The following is an 18,753-nucleotide window of genomic DNA, read 5'->3' on the forward strand; positions in this document are numbered from 1 at the left end:
TTTGTCGACAACGGCGCCGGGGCGTGCTCGCAACAACGGTCACTGGACCATTTTCTCTCTATTCGAATGAAGCTTATCAAGATTCTTTTCTATCTGGCTGGTTTGGGCCTGATTCTGGCCCTGGCCGGCGCGGGTGTCCTGTATCACGTTTACAACACCCAGTTGCCTAGTGTCGATGAACTGGGCGAGGTCCGCTACCAGATGCCGATGCGGATTCACGACCGGGAAGGTGGCCTGATGGCGGAGTTCGGCGATCAGCGTCGCTTCCCGGTGTCCTTCGACGAGATTCCACCGGAGGTAGTGGACGCCTTCGTCGCCGCCGAGGACGATCGCTTTTTCGAACACGTCGGGGTGGACTTCCTCGGGCTGGCCCGCGCGGCCATCGAGCTGGTGCGCACCGGCGAGAAGACCCAGGGTGGTTCGACCATCACCATGCAGGTGGCGCGCAACTTCTATCTGGGGCGTGAGAAGACCTACACGCGCAAGCTCTACGAGGTCCTGCTTGCCATCAAGATCGATCGCGCCTTCAGCAAGGAGGACATCCTCGCGCTTTACCTGAACAAGATCTTCATGGGGCATCGAGCCTATGGGGTGAAGGCGGCGGCCCAGGTGTATTTCGACAAGGATCTGCCGGAGCTTACGGTCGCAGAGGCCGCCATGCTCGCCGCCCTGCCGAAGGCGCCGTCGTCCACCAATCCCGTGACCAATCCCGAGCGTGCGCTCGCACGTCGTGCCTACGTGCTGGGGCGCATGCTCAAGCTGGAGATGATCGACCAGGCCACCTTCGAACGATCGATCGACGAATCATTGCCCGGCCGCCTGCACACCTCGGCCAAGGTGGTCACGCGCGCCCCCTACGCCGCCGAGATGGCTCGACGGGATCTGGTCGAGAAGTACGGCCCCGAGGCCTATGGCATGGGCATCACCGTCCGGACGAGCATCGACCCCGCGGCCCAGCGCTCGGCAACACGCGCGCTGCGCCGTGCCTTGATCGACTACGATCGGCGCCATGGCTACCGCGGTCCCGAGGCCGACTGGAGCGAGTGGATCGAGGATGGTGAGGCGTTGGAAAGGCAGCTCGCCGAGACCAGCCGGGTTGGCGGGCTGCTCCCGGCGGTGGTGTTGGACGCCGATGCCTCGGAGGCACGGGTACTGGTCCGAGATGCCGGCGAGGTCCGCCTGGACCTCGATGCGATGAGCTGGGCCTGCGAATACCGCGATATCGATCGTTGCGGGCCCAAGCCGACGTCGGTCGACGCGGTGCTCGAGCGCGGCGAACTGATCCGTGTCGAGCCGGTCGAGTCCGAGGAGGGGGTCCGTTATCGGCTCGCGCAGATTCCGGAGGTGACTGGTGCCTTTGCCGCGCTGGACCCGTCGAGCGGCGCCATCCGTGCAATGGTGGGCGGTTTCGACTTCTTCCATGACGGCGAGTTCAACAACGCCATCCGTGCCGAGCGACAGCCGGGATCGGGTTTCAAGCCATTCCTCTACTCCGCTGCCCTGGAGCAGGGTTTCACCTGGGCGAGCATGATCAACGACTCGCCGGTCGTGGTGGAGGATGGCGTTCGTCAGGGGATCGACTGGCGCCCGAGCAATTACGGTCGCAGCTTCGGCGGCATGCGGCGCATGCGCGAGGCGCTGGCGCGTTCGGTCAACCTGGTGTCCATCCGCCTGGCGCAGGCCGTCGGCACCCCGGCGGTGCTCGACTACGCCGGGCGTTTCGGGCTGCCGGTGGACGAGTGGAAGCCGACCCTGTCGATGGCGCTGGGTAGCTACAACCTGACGCCGCTGGACCAGGCGGCCGGCTTCGCCGTGTTCGCCAATGGTGGTCATCGTGTCAGCCCGTTCCTGGTCACCGAGGTGGACAACCCCGACGACGGCGTCATCTACTCGCACCCGGCGGTCAGCCTATGTGACAACTGCCCCGCCGATACGGCCGACCCTAGTCTCGCGCCGAGGGTGATCACGGCACAGAATGCCTTCCTGATGCGCTCCGGGCTCAGGAGCGTGGTGCGCGAGGGCACGGCGGTACGCGCCCGGCGCGCCCTGCAGCGCGAGGATATCGGCGGCAAGACCGGCACGACCAACGATCAGCGGGACGCCTGGTTCTCGGGGTTCGGCCCGGGCTGGGTCGCGACCGCCTGGGTCGGGTTCGCCGACAACAGCGAACTGGGTCGGCACGAGACCGGCGGCAAGGCCGCGCTTCCCATGTGGATCGATTTCATGGCCGACATGCTGCCTCCGGCGGGCGAGCCCGAAGAGCCGCCGGCGGGTATCGTGACCGCGTGGATCGACCCCGAGACCGGCAAGCGCGTGCCCGAGGGCCATCCAGGGGCGATCCGCGAGTACTTCGATTCGACCAACCCGCAGGCGAGCCTGCCGGAAGAGGGCGCCGCGGCCGCCTCGGGGACCTCGCGCGAGGTGATCGAGAACCTGTTCTGACGCGCATCTGCCATCCACATCGGCCACCGGGGCGCCATGGGGCGCGCCGGGCCAGCACCGGGGAGAGCGAGATCGTATGGGCCCTGCATCACTGGAATTGCTGCGTCGCGCGGCGCGTCATGCGGCGGAGGCGCCGGGACGGGAACGTGGCGATTCGCTGCGCGCCGCCGCCGCGGAACTGGGTGAATCCCTCGATCCACGGTTCCGTGCCGCTGATCTCGATCGGCTCGAGATCGAACTGAGCCAGTATCAGGCCACCTTTCATCCAGAGCAGCAGGAGCGGCTCGCCGCACTGCGGCGTGCCACCGTGGAGGCGATGACCTTCTTCGCCGAGTTCCGGCCCCGGCTGGTGGGCGATGTGCTGACCGGCACCGCCGATACCTATTCGCCCATCGTCCTGCAGCTGTTCGCCGCCACCCCGGAGCAGGTGATCGAGCGGCTGCTCGCTCACGATATTCCGTTCGAGGAGTCCGAGACCAGCTATCAGTACCGGGACGGGCGAAGCGAGCGTGTCTCGGTTTTCGCCTTCGGAGCGGGCGATGATCACGTCGTTCTGGAGGTGTTCCCGGAAGAGGGGTTGCGCGAGGTGCCGCTGGCCCCGGGCGGCGGCAAGCTGCGTCGCGCCTCACGGCAACAGGTGGAGGCCCTGTTGCAGGAAGAGGATGGTGGCCCTGACGTCTGACGTTCCCCGCAGGTTGACCCGTTGGCGCGGTTCCAGCCAGGAGTGTCCAGTCTCGACACCCCCCGCAAATGCACAAAACCCCGGCCTTGCCGGGGTTTTGTGTCGATCCGGGCAGAAGTCTGCTCAGTCGCGGGCACTGAGTCGGTGCACGGCGTCGACCAGCACCTTCACCTTGTCCGGGTTCACGTGCTGGTGGATGCCGTGGCCGAGGTTGAAGACGTGTCCGGGGTGGGGGCCGAACTCCTCGAGGATGCGGGCGACCTCGCGCTCGATCACATCGTCCGGGGCGTAGAGCACGCTCGGATCGAGGTTGCCCTGCAGGGCGACACGATCACCGACGCGGTGGCGGATGGTGTCGAGAGTCACGGTCCAGTCCAGCCCGATGCCGTCGGCGCCGGTGTCGGCAAGCCAGTGCGCCCACTGCCCGCCGCCCTTGGTGAACAGCGTCACCGGCACGTAACTTCCATCGGGACGCTCACGATTCAGTCCATCGACGATCCGCTGCATGTACTGCAGCGAGAAGTCGCGGTAATCGTGCGGGGCGAGTACGCCGCCCCAGGTGTCGAAAACCATCAGCGCCTGGGCGCCGGCCTCGATCTGGGCGTTGAGGTAGTCGGTCACGGCGTCGGCGAGCCGCGCGAGCAGGTCGTGGGCCGCCTTCGGATCGCTGTAGACCAGCCCCTTGACCTTGGCGAAGTCCTTGGTCCCGCCGCCCTCGACCATGTAGGTCGCCAGTGTCCAGGGGCTTCCGGTGAAGCCGATCAGCGGCACGCGGCCGTCCAGGGCCTTGCGGATGGTGGAGACGGCGTTCATCACGTAGCCGAGATCCGTTCCCATGTCCGGCTTGGGCAGGCGGGCGATATCGGTCGCCGAGCGCACCGGCCGCTCGAACACCGGGCCTTCGCCGGCGACGAACTTCAGCCCCAGCCCCATGGCATCGGGGATGGTGAGGATGTCGGAGAACAGGATCGCCGCATCCAGGTCGTAGCGTTCCAGCGGCTGGAGGGTGACCTCGCAGGCCAGATCCGCCGAGCGGCACAGGTCCATGAAGCTGCCGGCACGCTCACGCGTGGCCCGGTATTCCGGCAGGTAGCGACCCGCCTGGCGCATGATCCAGATCGGGGTGCGGTCCACGGGCTGGCGCGCGAGTGCGCGCAGCAGACGATCGTTCTGCAGTTCGGCGGTCATGAAGCTTATACGTCCAGGTAGTCGAGAATGCCGAAGGCCGCGTTGCGCCCCTCGTAGACGGCCGTGACCACGAGGTCCGCGCCACGCACCATGTCGCCGCCGGCGAAGATCTTCGGATTGCTGGTCTGGAACGCCGGCTTGCTCTGGTCCTTGTGGACCACGACGCGGCCGCTGGCGTCCAGCTCGATCTGCTTGCCTTCGAACCAGTCGGCCGGGGAAGGGCGGAAGCCGAAGGCGATCAGCACGGCATCGGCCTCGACCACCTGTTCGGAGCCTTCGACGGCCACCGGCCGCCGACGCCCGCGCTCGTCGGGCTCGCCCAGTCGGGTCTCGACGAACTTCACGCCGGTGACCTGGCCACCTTCGCCGAGGATCTCGACCGGCTGCAGGTTGAACAGGAAGTGGGCGCCTTCCTCGCGGGCGTTCTTCACCTCGCGGCGTGAGCCCGGCATGTTGTCCTCGTCGCGACGGTAGACCGCGGTCACCTTGGCCGCACCCTGGCGCAGGGACGTGCGGGTGCAGTCCATGGCGGTGTCGCCGCCACCCAGGACCACCACGCGCTTGTCCTTGACGTCGATGTACGGATAGTCGCCGCCCATGTCGAGCAGGTGATTGGTGTTGCCGATCAGGAACGGCAGCGAGGGGTGTACACCCTCCAGGTCCTCGCCCGGGAAGCCGCCTTGCATGGCGTTGTAGGCGCCCATGCCCATGAACACCGCGTCGAATTCCTCGAGAAGGTCGTCGATGGCCACATCGCGGCCGACCTCGGTGTTCAGCCGGAACTCGATGCCCATGCCCTCGAAGATCTCGCGGCGGGTCTGCATCACGTGCTTTTCGAGCTTGAACGAGGGGATGCCGAAGGTGATCAGGCCGCCGATCTGCGGGTGGCGATCGAAGACCACCGCCTGCACGCCGTGGCGAGCGAGAATGTCGGCACAGCCAAGCCCCGCCGGCCCGGCGCCGATCACGGCGACGCGCTTGCCCGTGGGCACCACGTCGGACATGTCCGGACGCCAGCCCATCTTGAAGGCCTCGTCGGCAATGTACTTCTCCACCGAGCCGATGGTGACCGCGCCGAAGCCGTCATTGAGCGTGCAGGCCCCCTCGCAGAGGCGGTCCTGCGGGCAGACGCGACCGCAGACTTCCGGCAGGGAGTTGGTCTTGTGGGCCATCTCCGCGGCCTCGAGCAGATTGCCTTCGGCGATCAGCTTGAGCCAGTTGGGGATGTAGTTGTGGACCGGACACTTCCACTCGCAGTACGGATTGCCGCACTCCAGGCAGCGATCGGACTGTTCGGCCGCGTGATCCGGCGTGAATTGCCCGTAGATCTCGTTGAACTGTTGGACGCGTTCCTCGGCGGGAGTGGTCTCCGGGTCGCGTCGCGGCACGTTCAGGAACTGGAAAGTCTCGCCCATGGCTCGTTTCTCGAATTGATGGTTCGGATCAACGCGGTGCCCGGGTAGGGAGGTCCGGCAGGGCGGACCGCGGCCCGGGGCGATCCCCGTGGCTCAGGCCGAGAGGCGGGTGCGAACGGCCTGGCTGACGGCGGCCATGTCGGCCCGTCCGGCCAGGCGTTCGCGGGCCGTCTTCATCACGGCCCCCATGTGACTCAGGTCGGTGGCCTGCTCGGCGGCGATGATCTCGGCCACCGCGGCCTCGATTTCCTCGGGGGACAGCGGCTGAGGTAGGTAGGTCTCGATGATCGCCAGTTCCGCTTCCTCGACGGCCTTCAGGTCGTCTCGGCCGGCGGATGCGTACTGGGCGATCGACTCGCGGCGCTGCTTGGCCTGCTTGGTCAGGATGGCCATGGCCTCGTCCTCCGAGACCTCGCGGCGCTCGTCGATTTCCCGCTGCTTGATCGCGGCGATCAGCATGCGGATCGTGGTCAGGCGCGATTTCTCGCCGCCTTTCATGGCCGACTTCATGTCGGCCGTCAGGCGCGCCTTGATCGTGCTCATGCGGTGGTCGCCGTCACAATCTGGATCAGTACAGGCGGACGCGACGCGCTTGTTCCTTCGAGAGGCGCTTCTGGTTGCGCTTCACGGCAGCAGCGGCCTTGCGCTTGCGGGCGGCCGTCGGCTTCTCGTAGTACTCGCGCTCGCGCATCTCGCTGATGATGCCGGCTTTCTCGCAGGAGCGCTTGAAACGACGAACTGCTACCTCGAAAGGCTCATTTTCCCGAACACGTACAGAAGGCATGAATGCGTTCCACCTCGTTGATTTGAAACTGAAATGTTTGGCTTCGGACCCAAGCGGCCCAATTAAAAGGTGTTGTAGTATAAAGCGTTGCCCGAGGTGTGCAAGGGGCAAATGCCGGCAGAGTCGCGCCCTTGGGGTGACGCAAGCCCGGCCAAGCACCAGATCCCAAACGAATTGAAGGAGTCCCGCGCGTGCGCGTACTGGCGATCGAGAGTTCCTGTGACGAGACTGCCGTTGCGATCTACGATGGCGCCTGCGGGCGGTTGCTGGCCCATCGTGTCCATTCACAGACCGACGTGCACGCCGATTACGGCGGGGTGGTGCCGGAACTCGCCGCGCGCGACCACATGCGTCGCCTGCCCAGCCTGACCCGCGCGACCTTGACCGATGCCGGCCTCGGCTACGGCGGCATCGACGCGGTCGCCTACACCGCCGGGCCCGGTCTGGCGGGCGCCTTGATGACCGGTGCGGCATTCGCCAAGGGTCTGGCGGCCGGCCGTGGCCTGCCCGCGCTCGGCGTCAATCACCTCGAGGGGCATATCCTGGCCCCGCTCCTCGGGGACGACCCGCCGGGGTTCCCGTTCTTGGCGCTGCTGGTGTCCGGTGGGCACAGCCAGCTGATCGAGGTGCGCGAGGTGGGCGACTACCGTCTCCTGGGCGAGAGCATCGACGATGCCATCGGCGAGGCATTCGACAAGTCGGCCAAGCTGATGGGGCTCGGCTATCCCGGCGGCGCGGCCCTGTCGCGGCTGGCCGAGCAGGGTGACCCATCGGCGGTGGCCTTCACCCGGCCGATGGTCAACCGGCCCGGACTCGACCTGAGCTTCAGCGGGCTGAAGACCGCCGTGGCCAACGCCATTGCGGCCGGCTCGGCACATGCCGATGTGGCCGCCTCGTTCGAGCGGACGGTGATCGACACCCTCGAGATCAAGCTCAAGCGGGCGCTGGAACAGACCGGCCTGAAGCGGCTGGTGGTGGCCGGCGGGGTGGCTGCCAACCGGCCGCTGCGCCATCGGCTCGATCGGATGATGGCCGAGCGCGGCGGCGCGGTGCATTTTCCGGCGATCGAGCTCTGCACCGACAACGCCGCCATGATCGCCCTGGCCGGCTACCGGCGGCTGATGGCCGGCGAGCGTGACCCCGCACCCGGCTTTCGCGTTCGGGCGCGCTGGCCGCTGGCCGAGCTCCGGGTTCCGGGGCATTCGGTGCCCGAGGCCACGGTCACTCCTTGATCGATTCGGGTTTCTCGCCGATCCGGGGCTCCTCGCCGCGGACCAGCCGCCGGATGTTGCCGTGGTGACGCAGGATCAGCAGCAGCGCCATCAGCGAGATCGCCAGGGCGATGAAGGGCGGGGCGATGAGGGTTGCCAGCGTGGCGGCCACCACCGCGGCGAACAGGGCGGACAGCGAGGAGTAGCGCGTCGCCCAGGCAGTGCTGAGCCAGCCGACGATGGCGATCAGCCCGATCATTGGCGCCATGGCCAGGATCGCGCCGGCGGCTGTCGCCACGCCCTTGCCGCCCTTGAAGCCGAAAAAGACCGGGAACAGGTGCCCGAGAAATGCGAACAGGCCGGCCGCGCCCATGGCCGCCTGCTGCGAGGCACCGTCCACTGTCGCCGCGGCGACGGCCACGGGAATCAGCCCCTTGAGGAGATCGCCCACTAACGTGACAATGGCCGCCTTTTTGCCGCCTAGGCGCAGCACATTGGTGGCGCCCGGATTGCCCGAACCGGCCGAGCGCGGGTCCGGCAGCCCCAGCAGGCGCGCGGTGATCACGCCGGTGGACAACGAGCCGACCAGGTAGGCGGCGACGGCGATAATGAGCAGCAGGGGCCAGTCGAGGGCAGTCAATTGCGAAATCCGGGGTGTGAATGGGCTCGTCATTATCACGGCCCGCATGCTCGCCCGCAAACCGGGGCGACCGTGACGGCGACCCGTCGCTCGTTGCCGGGATGGGCGCGGGGCGTGTGATGGTCGCGCCGACCTTTATGCCCGGCCCGTCCATTGGGCTTGTCGCCGGCTGGTCGTTTCCGGCCCGCGTCTTCGTGCCACTGGCGCGTCACCTGTCGGGCCGGGAGGTGCTGGCCCTGGACTGGTCGAGATTTGCCACCGACTGGCTCCAGCCCGGGACGGGAGATCTGCATCCACCGACCCGGTCGCCTGCGGTCTGGGTGGGTTGGTCGCTTGGCGGCTCGTTACTGCTGGAGGCCGTGCGGCGAGGGGTGATTCGCCCGTCGCGCCTGGTGCTGCTCCAGACCACACCCTGTTTTCTCGCCCGGGATGAGCGGGACACCCCGATCGGCTGGCCAGGCGTCGCGTACGCCGATTGGCAGGGGTTGCGGCGCGCGGCCGAACGCTCGCCATGGCGTGCCGCGATGGCTTTCCGGCGGCGGTTCGGCCTGCCGCTCGACCCGGAGCCAACCCCGGCTAGCACGTCGGTCGCGGGGCTTGACTGGCTGGCCCGACTCGACCTGCGCGAGGCGCTTGCCGATATCGATGTGCCCGTGGACCTCTGGCTCGCACCGGACGACCCGCTGGTGCCGGTCGACTGGCCGGGGCGGATCGATCTGCCCGATCGGGTGCGTGTGTGCCGGTTCGAGCGGGGCGGGCACGCCGCGTGGATCGAGCATGCCGTCCCGCTGGCAGCGGACATCGCGTCGCGGGCCGGGCGCTAAGCCTGCTTGATCCTGCAGACGGGGTTTCGTATCCCTCCCGTCAACGTCCTCACTTAACCGATCGCGAGTTCCTGTACCTGCCATGCCTGCCTTGCCTTCCTTCGACCTGCGCCGCGTCCGAGAGCGTTTCAACCGGGCCGCGCCCGACTACGATCGTCACGCCGCGGTACAGCGGGAGGTGGGTCGTCGCCTCGACGAGCGGTTCGGTTGGCTCAAGCTCGAGCCGAAGCGGATCCTCGATCTCGGTTCGGGTACCGGGCAGATGGTGCGCGCCATGCGCGAGCGTTACCCCGCGGCCGACGTGGTCGGGCTGGATCTCGCCGAGAACATGCTGCGGCGCCTTCCGCGGCGGCGATGGTGGTCGCCGCGTCGTGACGCCGTGGCGGCGGACATGCACGCGCTGCCGTTTGCGGGCGGCAGCATGGACGTGGTGCTCTCCAACTTTGCCGTGCAGTGGAGCGACCGTCCCGATGTCCTGTTCGGTGAGGTGGCGCGGGTCTGTGCCTCGGGGGCGCCGTTCGCCTTCACGACCCTCGGCCCGGACAGTCTCCAGGAAATCCGCCGCGCCTGGGCGGAAGTCGACCCCACCCCCCATGTGCACCAGTTCCTCGATATGCACGACCTGGGCGACGCGCTGGTCGGCGCCATGCTGGCCGACCCGGTGATGGACCGGGAGGTGGTGACCGTGACCTACCCGACGGTCGATTCCCTGCTGGCCGATCTGCGGGGAGTGGGTGTGGGCAATGCCCAGCGCGGACGAGCCGCCGGCATGACGGGGCCGAGGGCGTGGCGGCGTTTCCGCGAAGCACTCGCCGGGCAGGCCGTCGATGGAGAGATTCCGCTGACCTACGAGATTGTCTACGGTCTGGCATGGGGGACCGGTGTGTCTCCGCTCATGCAGGGTGTGGAGTGCGGGCAATGAGTGATATCGGCATCCGTAGGGCCGACGGTCGGGAGTGATAACGTTGGCCGAACCGTCATAAGGATTAACAATCGCGCATATGCGAGTTTTATTGACCGGTTTGGCTGTGGTGCTAACTGATTGAAAGTGGGCCTTCCTTCGGTGCCAGGTCCACGTTAGTGAAGTAAATTCATAGGTTTTTGTCCGGGGTGGATTGGATTATCATTGCCCGTCGAAAAAAAGGTCTGGCCGATCTGGCCGGGATGAACCTAAGAGTCTGGAGGGGTCACGATGTCCACCACAACAGCTTCGGTCGCAACCGAGCAGTACAACTACGGCATCGTCAAGAAGTTCGCCATCATGGCCATGATTTGGGGCGTGTTGGGGATGCTTGCCGGTGTCTATATTGCCAGTGAACTGGCATGGCCGTTTTTGAACTTCAACATTGCCGAGATCACTTTCGGTCGTCTGCGCCCCGTGCACACGACGCTGGTGATCTTCGGCTTTGGTGGTAGCGCGCTGTTCGCGACGTCCTATTACATCGTGCAGCGCACCTGCCAGGCGCGACTCTGGGGTGGCAAGCTGTTGCCCGAGCTGACCTTCTGGGGCTGGCAGCTTTCGATCCTGTTCGGCATCGTCCTTTACATGGCCGGCTACACGCAGGGTCGCGAGTACGCCGAGTTCGTCTGGCCGGTCGACCTGCTGATCGCCGTGACCTGGGTGCTCTACTTCGCCGTGTACGCCTTGACCCTGGTCAAGCGCAGCCAGCCGCACATCTACGTGGCGAACTGGTTCTTCATGGCCTTCATCCTGGCCACCGCGCTGCTGCACATCTTCAACAACCTGCAGGTGCCGGTCGCCTGGAACAGTTTCGAATCCTACGCCCTGTTCGCCGGTGTGCAGGATGCGATGACCCAGTGGTGGTACGGCCACAACGCGGTCGGCTTCTTCCTGACCGCCGCCTTCCTCGGCATGATGTACTACTTCGTGCCCAAGCAGGCCGGTCGCCCGATCTATTCCTACCGCCTGTCGATCGTCCACTTCTGGGCACTGTCGTTCCTGTACATGTGGGTCGGTGCACACCATCTGCACTGGACCGCACTTCCGGACTGGGTCTCCACCCTGGCCGCCACCTTCTCCATCCTGCTGCTCCTGCCGTCATGGGGTGGCATGATCAACGGCATCATGACCCTCTCGGGTGCCTGGGAGAAGCTGCGCACGGACCCGATCATGCTGTTCCTGATCACCGCGCTGGCCTTCTACGGCATGTCGACCTTCGAAGGTCCGATGATGTCGCTGAAGTCCGTCAACGCCCTGTCGCACTACACCGACTGGACCGTCGGCCATGTGCATTCCGGCGCGTTGGGCTGGGTCGCGATGATCACCGTCGGCTCGTTCTATCACCTCATTCCGCGCCTCTGGGGCACGACGCTGTACTCCACCAAGCTGGTGTTCGTCCACTTCTGGCTGGCCACCATCGGTGTCGTGCTCTACATCGTCTCGATGTGGGTCGCCGGCATTGGCCAGGGTCTGATGCTGCGTGCCTTCGACCAGTACGGCAACCTCGCGTATACCTTCATCGAGACCGTCTCGTTCCTGCACATCCCGTATGTGGTGCGTGCCATTGGTGGGATGTTCTTCCTGTCGGGCATGCTGCTGATGTCGTACAACGTGTACATGACGATCTCGGGCGCCCGTCAGTTGGCATCCGATGAAGGCCGTGACGCCGTTGCTGCCGCCGCACGCTAAAGGATTGAGGTTAGGTGAATGAAACACGAAAGCATTGAAATCAACTCCGGCCTGCTGATCATCCTCACGCTGATGGTCATCAGTATCGGGGGGCTGGTCGAGATCGTCCCGTTGTTCCACATCGAGGAGACGGTCGAGGAAGTGGACGGTGTCCGTCCCTACACCCCCCTGGAGCTGCGGGGACGGGACATCTACGTCCGCGAGGGTTGTTACACCTGCCACTCGCAGATGATCCGTCCCTTCCGTGACGAGCAGTTGCGCTACGGTCACTACTCGCTGGCGGCAGAGTCCCAGTACGACCACCCGTTCCAGTGGGGCTCGAAGCGCACCGGTCCTGACCTGGCCCGTGTCGGAGGCAAGTACTCCAACGAATGGCAGACCCAGCACCTGGTCGATCCGAAGTCGCTGGTGCCCGAGTCCATCATGCCGGGCTACCCGTGGCTGCTGGAGAACGAACTCGACTACAGCCAGATCGAGAAGCGCATGGTGGCGCTCAAGCGCGTCGGCGTGCCGTACTCGCAGAGTCAGGAAGAGTACGACGCCAATGTCGAGCAGTTCGGCGCGGAGATGGCCGAAAAGCTCCACGTCGGCAACGCGACCGAGGTGCTGGAAAGTCAGGCTGCCGCGGAGAACTGGGACGGCGATCCGGACCGCATCACCGAAATGGACGCCCTCGTGGCCTACCTGCAGATGCTGGGCACGATGGTCGACTTCTCGAAGTACGAAGACGGCCACTTCAACCAGTTCCGTTGATACTTGAAACCGCCACCGTCGAGGTGATCTCTTGATTGGCGATATTTTTGCGTGGTTGGGCGACATGGAGAACAGCAAGCCGCTGGCGCTGATCCTGTTCTTCAGTACGTTCGTCGGCATCATTCTGTATGTCTATACGGGCAAGAAGCGCAAGCAGCGCCTCGAGTCGTACAAGGACATCCCCTTCATGGACGACGACGAGCTCGACCCGACGCATGAAAAGAAACAACAGGTGAAGAAAGATGAGTCAAACGGAAAATAAGCAGGGGCAGGTCGAGACCACCGGGCACGTCTGGGACGGCGATCTGCGCGAATACAACAACCCCCTGCCGCGCTGGTGGCTGTGGGCCTTCTACGTCACCATCGTCTTCTCGGTGGTCTACTGGATCCTCTACCCGGCGTGGCCGTACGGCGACACCTACACCAAGGGCATCAACACGGTCGAGTACACCGTCGAGGAAGACGGTGAAGAGAAGACGGTGAGCGAGCACTGGAACACCCGTGCCCTGTTCACGCGTGACATGCAGTCGAGTCCATCGGCAATGGCCCAGGATGAATGGACCGACAAGGTCAAGGACATGAGCTTCGAGGAGATCGAGCAGGACCCGGACACCTTGCAGTTCGCCATGTCGATGGGTAATTACACCTTCGGTGACTACTGTGCCGCCTGTCACGGCGCCGGTGGTCAGGGCAAGGTCGGTCTGTTCCCGAACCTGGCCGACAACGACTGGCTGTACGGTAACTCCTACGAGACCATCGTCGACAAGATCAACAACGGCATCAAGGGCAACATGCCGGCCCAGAACGTCGCCGAGGACAAGATCGACGATTTGGCGACCTACGTCCTGAGCCTGTCGGGTGAGGCAGAGATCAGCGGCGAAGCGGCAAGCCGCGGCAAGGAGGCCTTTTCCAGCTGCGCGGGTTGCCACGGCGCCGAGGGCAAGGGCAATCAATCGATGGGTGCGCCGAACCTGACCGACGCCATCTGGGACGTTGCCGATGTGCCGGGTTGTGGCGACGACACCGCCTGCAAGGTCGACGAAATCAAGCACGTGGTCAACAACGGCATCAAGCGCGAAATGCCGGCCTTCGGCGATCGCCTGACCGAGACCCAGGCCCGTATGCTGGCCATCTACGTGCGCCAGATGGGCGGCAACTGATAGCGGTCGCCCCTTCGCATGCGGCTTTGCGCCGCGCGGGTCACGGAAGACACCGACCGTTTGGTCGGTGTTTTTTTTGGCAAATGCCGGAGGTGTCCAAGGGTGACGATTGATGCCAGATGTTCTCTCGGGGCATGCCGGCCATGTCCCGGTACGCCGCTTGGGTTTAGCGAAAAACCCTATGGGATATAAGATATTCCCGATGCACTTATTCGGAGACCGATAGATGGCCCAGCACGACGATCCGAGTTATCCGGCGGACCCGCTTTACCAAGCGCGCGAGCCGATCCATCCCAAGGCGATCCACGGCCGGTTTCGCCGCTTCAAGGACATTGTGTTGCTGCTGGCCTATGGTGTGTTCTTCCTCCTCCCCTGGGTGCGTTGGGAGCGCGGTATAGGGCCGGATCAGGCAGTGATGTTCGACATCCCGTCGCGTCGTTACTACCTGTTCGACCTCGTGATCCACCCGCAGGACATGTTCCTGCTGGCCGGTTTCCTGATTCTCGCGGCGTGGCTGCTGTTCTTCGTCACCGGGCTGGTGGGGCGCGCCTTCTGTGGCTACTTCTGCTTCCAGACCCTGTGGACGGATGTGTTCATGAAGGTCGAGGCGCTGGTGCAGGGCGACCGCAACAAGCGGATGCGTCTCGAGAAGCAGCCCTGGAACGGCGAGAAGGTCGCGAAGAAGGGGCTGACGATCGGCATCTGGACCCTGATCGCTTTCTGGACGGGGTTCACGTTCACGTCGTACTGGGCGGATGCCCCGCAGCTGTTCATCGACTTCTTCACCCTCGACGCGGCCAGCGCGGCGTATATCACCACCGGCATCCTCACGGCTACGACCCTGATTGCGGCCGGGTTCGCGCGCGAGCAGGTGTGCATCTATATGTGCCCTTACGCCCGTTTTCAGAGCGTCATGTTCGACAAGGAGACCCTGTTGGTCTCATACGACGCGCCGCGTGGCGAGGGCGAGGCTGGCCGTGCGCCTCTCAAGCAGGGATTGATGACGCTCGACGAGCGGCATGCACAAGGCGTGGGCGATTGCATCGACTGCAAGCTTTGCGTGCAGGTCTGCCCCACGGGTATCGATATCCGGGACGGATTGCAGCTCGAATGCATTTCCTGTGGACTGTGCATCGATGCCTGCGACCAGATCATGAGCAAGCGAGGATGGCCGACCGGGCTGATTCGATATGCATCCGAGCAGGAGATCGAGACCGGCGAGAAACCGAATCTGTTTAAGTTCCGCACCGTCGGGTACGGTGTCGCCACCCTCGCGGCCACCGCACTACTGCTCTACGGTATCTTTGGTCGGGCACCGGCGGATGTTTCCGTCGAGCAGGTGCGCCAGCCGCTGTTCACCACACTTTCCAGCGGTGACATACAGAACAACTACAACGTCAAGATCAACAACAAGCTGCAGGAGCCGCTCGAATTCCAGCTTGCCATTGACGGGCTGGAGGACGCGCATCTCAGCATCGTGGGCGACTTCGATTCGCTCGAGGTCCCGGCCGATGGATCGCGCAAGTATCTGGTGCATGTTCGCGCCCCGCGGGATGCACAGTCAGAGCGCCGCGAGATACAATTCACGCTGACCGAGGAAAACGGCCGCATCGAGCCGCTCGAACACGGCGCGAGCTTCGTTTTCCGTTGACCGTCACCGCCGCTGCCTCGCCGACCCGGTGTGTCGGTAAGGCCAATACCCAACCGGATTCCTGACCATGGCCGTACTGTTGCCTGCCGCGATCGGCATGACCCTCATACCGATCCTGTTCTTCCTGTTGCGCTGGCGTTTTCCCACCGCCGGGCGCCAGATCGCCTTCATCCTGGGGGTGCTGGCGCTGGCGGCTTATGCCCCGTACGCCATTGTCAACTGGCCGGGCCTGGACGTCGTCGCCATGGTGGTGGCGATCCTGGTGATGACAGCGTTCATTCTCGGGCTGATCTCGCCGCCAAAAGAGGCCGAGTCTCACAAGATGGGATTCCACAGCGGGCCGGCGACGATCATCGCCTTCTTCGCGGTGATCATCCTGCTCGATTCGATCTTCCTGACCGTCGCGACCACCGGCCTGAGCGAGAACGTGGCCCGCCAGATCCTGCCCGAGCCGCAGGGCGGTCCGGTGGCCACCTCCTACTTCCCGGGGACGGTCGCCCACGACTACCAGGAGAAGGTGCGTGCCTTCGAGGCCTATGACGCGGCCCGCGAGGAACAATCCGATCGCGGTTGGCAGGTCCGTCGCGGCTGGGTCGGCGAGCCTGTGGTGGATCAGTCGACGCCGTTTCGCGTCCAGGTGCTCGACCGTGACGGCGAAGCGGTTACCGGGGCCTCGGTCGAGACGCACTTCCTGCGGCCGTCGAGCCAGGGACTGGACTTCGTCAAGGGCATGAGCGAGGTCGAGCCGGGTGTCTACGAGGCCACGGCGACACCGACCCGCCCCGGGCGCTGGGAGGTCATTATCGAGATTCGCCGCGGGGAGGACCGCCACCAGCTGCGTGGCATGACCGACGTGGCGGAAGACTGATCGTCGATGACTGCGTGATGCGCCGTTTCACACGATGTCGGCCGATTCGATGAACGAGGCCCGTCCAGAGGCCGCGGCGCCGGGAGGCGCCGCGGCCTGTTTCCATTGCGGTCTGCCCGTCCCGGCGGGTGCCGACTACCGCACGCGCGTGCTCGGCGAGGAGCGCGACATGTGCTGTCCTGGTTGCCAGGCGGTCGCCCAGGCGATAGTCGAGGCCGACATGGAGGACTACTACCGCCACCGCACCGAGGCCTCGCCGCGTCCCGACGACGATCTCGAGCGGGTACTCGAGGAACTGGCGATCTACGACCGGCCCGAGATGCAGAAGTCGTTCGTCGCCAATCGCGAGGGCGACCGTCGCGAGGCCTCGCTGATCCTCGAGGGCATCGTCTGCGCCGCCTGCATCTGGCTGTCCGAGCGCCACGTGCGTCAGTTGCCCGGGGTGGAATCCTTCTCGGTGAACTTCACCACCCACCGCGCCCAGGTGGTCTGGGACAACACCCGGGTGCAGCTCTCCGAGATCCTGCGGGCGATCGCGGCGATCGGCTATCGCGCCTACCCCTACGACCCTGATCGCCAGGACCGCGTCTACCGCCGCGAACGCCACGACATGATGCGCCGCCTGGCGGTCGCCGGGCTGGTCTACCTGCAGGTGATGATGATCTCGATGTCGCTGTACTTCGGCGACTTCCTGGATCTCTCCGAGGACCTGCGGTACTTCTTCTGGTGGGTCAGCCTGATCCTGTCGACCCCGATCGTGCTCTATTCCGGCCAGGCCTTCTTCCGGCCGGCCTGGCGGGACCTGAAGCAGCGACGGGTGAGCATGGATCTGCCGGTCTCGATCAGCATCGTGCTGGCCTACAGCGGCAGCGTGTACGCCGTGCTCACCCACAGTGGCGAGGTCTACTTCGACTCGGTCACCATGTTCATCTTCCTGCTGCTGGCCGGGCGCTTTCTCGAGCAGGGGGCAAGACACAAGGCCGGCGAGCTGGCCGAGGCATTGAACAAGCTGGTGCCGCAGGTGGCCAACCGCTTCGAGGCCGACGGCTCGGTGGCCGTGATCCCGGCCTTCGACCTGGCACCCGGCGATCGCATCCTGGTGCGTCCTGGTGGGCCGGTGCCGGCCGACGGCGTGGTGATCGAGGGGGAGAGCGGCATCAATGCCTCGATGCTCACCGGCGAGAGCCTGCCCGAGCTCAAGCGTGTCGGTGATCGCGTCTCCGCCGGTACCGTCAATACCGAGAGCCCGCTGGTGGTCGAGGTCGACAAGGTCGGTCAGGACACCATGGTCTCCTCGATCGTCCGCCTGATCGACCGCGCCCAGTCGCAGAAACCGCGGATTGCCGAGACGGCCGATCGCTTCGCCCGCAAGTTCGTCATCGGCTTGTTGGTCACCACCGCGCTGGTGACGGCGGCCTGGCTGGTCATCGACCCATCTCGCGCCTTCTGGATCGCCGTGGCGATCCTCGCCATCACCTGTCCCTGCTCGCTGTCGCTGGCCACCCCGGCCGCCATTGCCGTCGCGGTGGGCCGGCTGACCCGATCGGGCCTGCTGGTCACGCGCGGACGGGCACTCGAAGGTCTTGCCCGGGTGACGCACGTCGTGTTCGACAAGACCGGCACGCTGACCACCGGCGAGCTGATGGTGCGTGACGTCGAACCGTTGGCCGACAGTGGGGTCGAGCGGCTGGCGGGGATCGTCGCCGCGCTCGAGCAGTACGCCGACCACCCCGTCGGCCGCGCCCTGGCCGCCTGGGGGAGCGATCGCGCGGGCGGCGAGGTGCCGGCGGTCACCGGCGTCGAGAGCGCGAGCGGTCGGGGGGTGACCGGGCGCGTGGACGGCGAGCGATATGCCGTCGGCAACGCGCGCCTGATGGAGGATCTCGGCATCGCCCTGCCGGAACGCGAGACGGCGGTCGACGAGCTGGTGGTCTGGGTGGCGCGCGGATCGATCCTGGTGGGCCGGGCCGTGCTGACCGACCGGTTGCGCGACGACGCCGTCGAGGTGGTCGAGCGACTCAAGGGGCAGGGGGTCTCGGTGTGGCTGCTGTCCGGCGATCAGCCCGACCGGGCGGCCATGATCGGTCGGCACCTGGGCGTGGATCACGCCGAGGGCGGTCTGCTGCCGGAAGACAAGATGGAGCGCGTCGCCGCGCTGCAGGCCGAGGGTGGCCGGGTGCTGATGGTGGGCGACGGGGTCAACGACGCGCCGGTGCTCGCCTGCGCGGACGTCTCGATGGCGATGGGCGGCGGCACGGCTGTCGCCAAGCACAGCGCCGACATGGTGCTGCTCAACGATCGGGTGGCCGAGACGGCCTTCGCGGTGGGCTATGCCCGGCGGACCATGGGCGTGATCCACCAGAACCTGACCTGGTCGGTCTGGTACAACGCCATCGCCATCCCGATCGCGGCACTGGGTTTCGTGCAGCCCTGGCTGGCGGCGGTCGGCATGTCGCTCAGTTCGATCGCCGTGATCGGCAACGCC

The 18,753-nt window shown here is 65.6% G+C and carries 17 protein-coding genes; 12 read left to right on the top strand and 5 right to left on the bottom strand.

Annotated features, from left to right (window positions below; genetic code table 11):
- Positions 1–66: 66 nt before the first annotated feature.
- Together ACLFRM_RS04065 and ACLFRM_RS04070 are read left to right on the top strand one after the other, a co-directional pair.
- Positions 67–2,442, top strand: coding sequence for a penicillin-binding protein 1A (locus tag ACLFRM_RS04065; protein ID WP_410754439.1), 2,376 nt, complete (start codon positions 67–69; stop codon positions 2,440–2,442).
- Between the two features lie 76 nt (positions 2,443–2,518).
- Positions 2,519–3,124: a hypothetical protein gene (locus ACLFRM_RS04070; RefSeq protein WP_410754440.1), complete on the top strand. Its 606-nt coding sequence runs from the start codon at positions 2,519–2,521 to the stop codon at positions 3,122–3,124.
- A 123-nt stretch (positions 3,125–3,247) separates the two neighbouring features.
- On the opposite strand, the gene hemE is transcribed toward ACLFRM_RS04070, so the two are convergent.
- The 4 genes from hemE to rpsU all read right to left on the bottom strand — a co-directional run bounded on the left by hemE (position 3,248) and on the right by rpsU (position 6,511).
- Positions 3,248–4,312, bottom strand: a complete 1,065-nt coding sequence (gene hemE / locus ACLFRM_RS04075; protein WP_410754441.1) for a uroporphyrinogen decarboxylase — start codon at positions 4,310–4,312, stop codon at positions 3,248–3,250.
- A gap of 5 nt (positions 4,313–4,317) precedes the next feature.
- Positions 4,318–5,727 carry an FAD-dependent oxidoreductase gene (locus ACLFRM_RS04080; protein ID WP_410754442.1) on the bottom strand — a complete coding sequence of 470 codons (1,410 nt, stop codon included), beginning with the start codon at positions 5,725–5,727 and terminating at the stop codon, positions 4,318–4,320.
- Between the two features lie 93 nt (positions 5,728–5,820).
- On the bottom strand, positions 5,821–6,270 hold the full coding sequence (locus ACLFRM_RS04085) for a GatB/YqeY domain-containing protein (protein ID WP_410754443.1): 450 nt from the start codon (positions 6,268–6,270) through the stop codon (positions 5,821–5,823).
- Positions 6,271–6,295: 25 nt separating this feature from the next.
- Positions 6,296–6,511 carry a 30S ribosomal protein S21 gene (gene rpsU, locus ACLFRM_RS04090; protein WP_125199564.1) on the bottom strand — a complete coding sequence of 72 codons (216 nt, stop codon included), beginning with the start codon at positions 6,509–6,511 and terminating at the stop codon, positions 6,296–6,298.
- Positions 6,512–6,702: 191 nt separating this feature from the next.
- Between rpsU and tsaD the strand changes: the two genes are divergently transcribed.
- Positions 6,703–7,743, top strand: coding sequence for a tRNA (adenosine(37)-N6)-threonylcarbamoyltransferase complex transferase subunit TsaD (gene tsaD, locus ACLFRM_RS04095; RefSeq protein WP_410754444.1), 1,041 nt, complete (start codon positions 6,703–6,705; stop codon positions 7,741–7,743).
- Here the strand turns inward: tsaD and plsY are convergent.
- The gene (gene plsY / locus ACLFRM_RS04100) at positions 7,733–8,362 is read right to left on the bottom strand and encodes a glycerol-3-phosphate 1-O-acyltransferase PlsY (protein WP_410754445.1); all 630 of its coding nucleotides are present in this window, start codon (positions 8,360–8,362) and stop codon (positions 7,733–7,735) included. The genes tsaD and plsY overlap by 11 nt on opposite strands.
- Before the next feature lie 101 nt (positions 8,363–8,463).
- On the opposite strand from plsY, the gene ACLFRM_RS04105 reads away from it, so the two are divergent.
- The 9 genes from ACLFRM_RS04105 to ACLFRM_RS04145 all read left to right on the top strand — a co-directional run.
- Positions 8,464–9,186 carry a hypothetical protein gene (locus tag ACLFRM_RS04105; protein ID WP_410754446.1) on the top strand — a complete coding sequence of 241 codons (723 nt, stop codon included), beginning with the start codon at positions 8,464–8,466 and terminating at the stop codon, positions 9,184–9,186.
- Positions 9,187–9,268: 82 nt separating this feature from the next.
- Positions 9,269–10,108, top strand: coding sequence for a malonyl-ACP O-methyltransferase BioC (bioC, locus tag ACLFRM_RS04110; protein ID WP_410754447.1), 840 nt, complete (start codon positions 9,269–9,271; stop codon positions 10,106–10,108).
- A 270-nt stretch (positions 10,109–10,378) separates the two neighbouring features.
- Positions 10,379–11,836, top strand: a complete 1,458-nt coding sequence (gene ccoN / locus ACLFRM_RS04115; RefSeq protein WP_410754448.1) for a cytochrome-c oxidase, cbb3-type subunit I — start codon at positions 10,379–10,381, stop codon at positions 11,834–11,836.
- Between the two features lie 18 nt (positions 11,837–11,854).
- The gene (gene ccoO / locus ACLFRM_RS04120) at positions 11,855–12,589 is read left to right on the top strand and encodes a cytochrome-c oxidase, cbb3-type subunit II (protein WP_410754449.1); all 735 of its coding nucleotides are present in this window, start codon (positions 11,855–11,857) and stop codon (positions 12,587–12,589) included.
- A 64-nt stretch (positions 12,590–12,653) separates the two neighbouring features.
- A complete protein-coding gene (locus ACLFRM_RS04125; protein WP_125199590.1) occupies positions 12,654–12,851 on the top strand; it encodes a cbb3-type cytochrome oxidase subunit 3 in 198 nt (65 codons plus the stop codon).
- Complete coding sequence (ccoP, locus tag ACLFRM_RS04130) at positions 12,832–13,749, top strand: cytochrome-c oxidase, cbb3-type subunit III (protein WP_410754450.1); 918 nt, start codon at positions 12,832–12,834, stop codon at positions 13,747–13,749. The genes ACLFRM_RS04125 and ccoP overlap by 20 nt, the downstream gene beginning before the upstream one ends.
- A gap of 226 nt (positions 13,750–13,975) precedes the next feature.
- Positions 13,976–15,400, top strand: coding sequence for a cytochrome c oxidase accessory protein CcoG (gene ccoG / locus ACLFRM_RS04135; protein WP_410754452.1), 1,425 nt, complete (start codon positions 13,976–13,978; stop codon positions 15,398–15,400).
- Positions 15,401–15,467: 67 nt separating this feature from the next.
- Complete coding sequence (locus tag ACLFRM_RS04140; RefSeq protein ID WP_410754453.1) at positions 15,468–16,268, top strand: FixH family protein; 801 nt, start codon at positions 15,468–15,470, stop codon at positions 16,266–16,268.
- Positions 16,269–16,317: 49 nt separating this feature from the next.
- Positions 16,318–18,753: heavy metal translocating P-type ATPase (locus ACLFRM_RS04145; RefSeq protein ID WP_410754454.1), on the top strand; the 2,436-nt coding region annotated here is incomplete at its 3' end.

This window comes from Guyparkeria sp. (assembly GCF_046540515.1).
Classification (GTDB): Bacteria; Pseudomonadota; Gammaproteobacteria; order Halothiobacillales; family Halothiobacillaceae; genus Guyparkeria.

What these genes read in the sequence shown, in the direction of transcription:
- ACLFRM_RS04065 (WP_410754439.1), top strand. Translation starts at nt 67, where the DNA reads ATGAAGCTTATCAAGATTCTTTTCTATCTGGCTGGTTTGGGCCTGATT.
- ACLFRM_RS04070 (WP_410754440.1), top strand. Translation starts at nt 2,519, where the DNA reads ATGGGCCCTGCATCACTGGAATTGCTGCGTCGCGCGGCGCGTCATGCG.
- hemE (WP_410754441.1), bottom strand. Translation starts at nt 4,312, where the DNA reads ATGACCGCCGAACTGCAGAACGATCGTCTGCTGCGCGCACTCGCGCGC.
- ACLFRM_RS04080 (WP_410754442.1), bottom strand. Translation starts at nt 5,727, where the DNA reads ATGGGCGAGACTTTCCAGTTCCTGAACGTGCCGCGACGCGACCCGGAG.
- ACLFRM_RS04085 (WP_410754443.1), bottom strand. Translation starts at nt 6,270, where the DNA reads ATGAGCACGATCAAGGCGCGCCTGACGGCCGACATGAAGTCGGCCATG.
- rpsU (WP_125199564.1), bottom strand. Translation starts at nt 6,511, where the DNA reads ATGCCTTCTGTACGTGTTCGGGAAAATGAGCCTTTCGAGGTAGCAGTT.
- ACLFRM_RS04105 (WP_410754446.1), top strand. Translation starts at nt 8,464, where the DNA reads ATGGGCGCGGGGCGTGTGATGGTCGCGCCGACCTTTATGCCCGGCCCG.
- bioC (WP_410754447.1), top strand. Translation starts at nt 9,269, where the DNA reads ATGCCTGCCTTGCCTTCCTTCGACCTGCGCCGCGTCCGAGAGCGTTTC.
- ccoN (WP_410754448.1), top strand. Translation starts at nt 10,379, where the DNA reads ATGTCCACCACAACAGCTTCGGTCGCAACCGAGCAGTACAACTACGGC.
- ccoO (WP_410754449.1), top strand. Translation starts at nt 11,855, where the DNA reads ATGAAACACGAAAGCATTGAAATCAACTCCGGCCTGCTGATCATCCTC.
- ACLFRM_RS04125 (WP_125199590.1), top strand. Translation starts at nt 12,654, where the DNA reads ATGGAGAACAGCAAGCCGCTGGCGCTGATCCTGTTCTTCAGTACGTTC.
- ccoP (WP_410754450.1), top strand. Translation starts at nt 12,832, where the DNA reads ATGAGTCAAACGGAAAATAAGCAGGGGCAGGTCGAGACCACCGGGCAC.
- ccoG (WP_410754452.1), top strand. Translation starts at nt 13,976, where the DNA reads ATGGCCCAGCACGACGATCCGAGTTATCCGGCGGACCCGCTTTACCAA.
- ACLFRM_RS04140 (WP_410754453.1), top strand. Translation starts at nt 15,468, where the DNA reads ATGGCCGTACTGTTGCCTGCCGCGATCGGCATGACCCTCATACCGATC.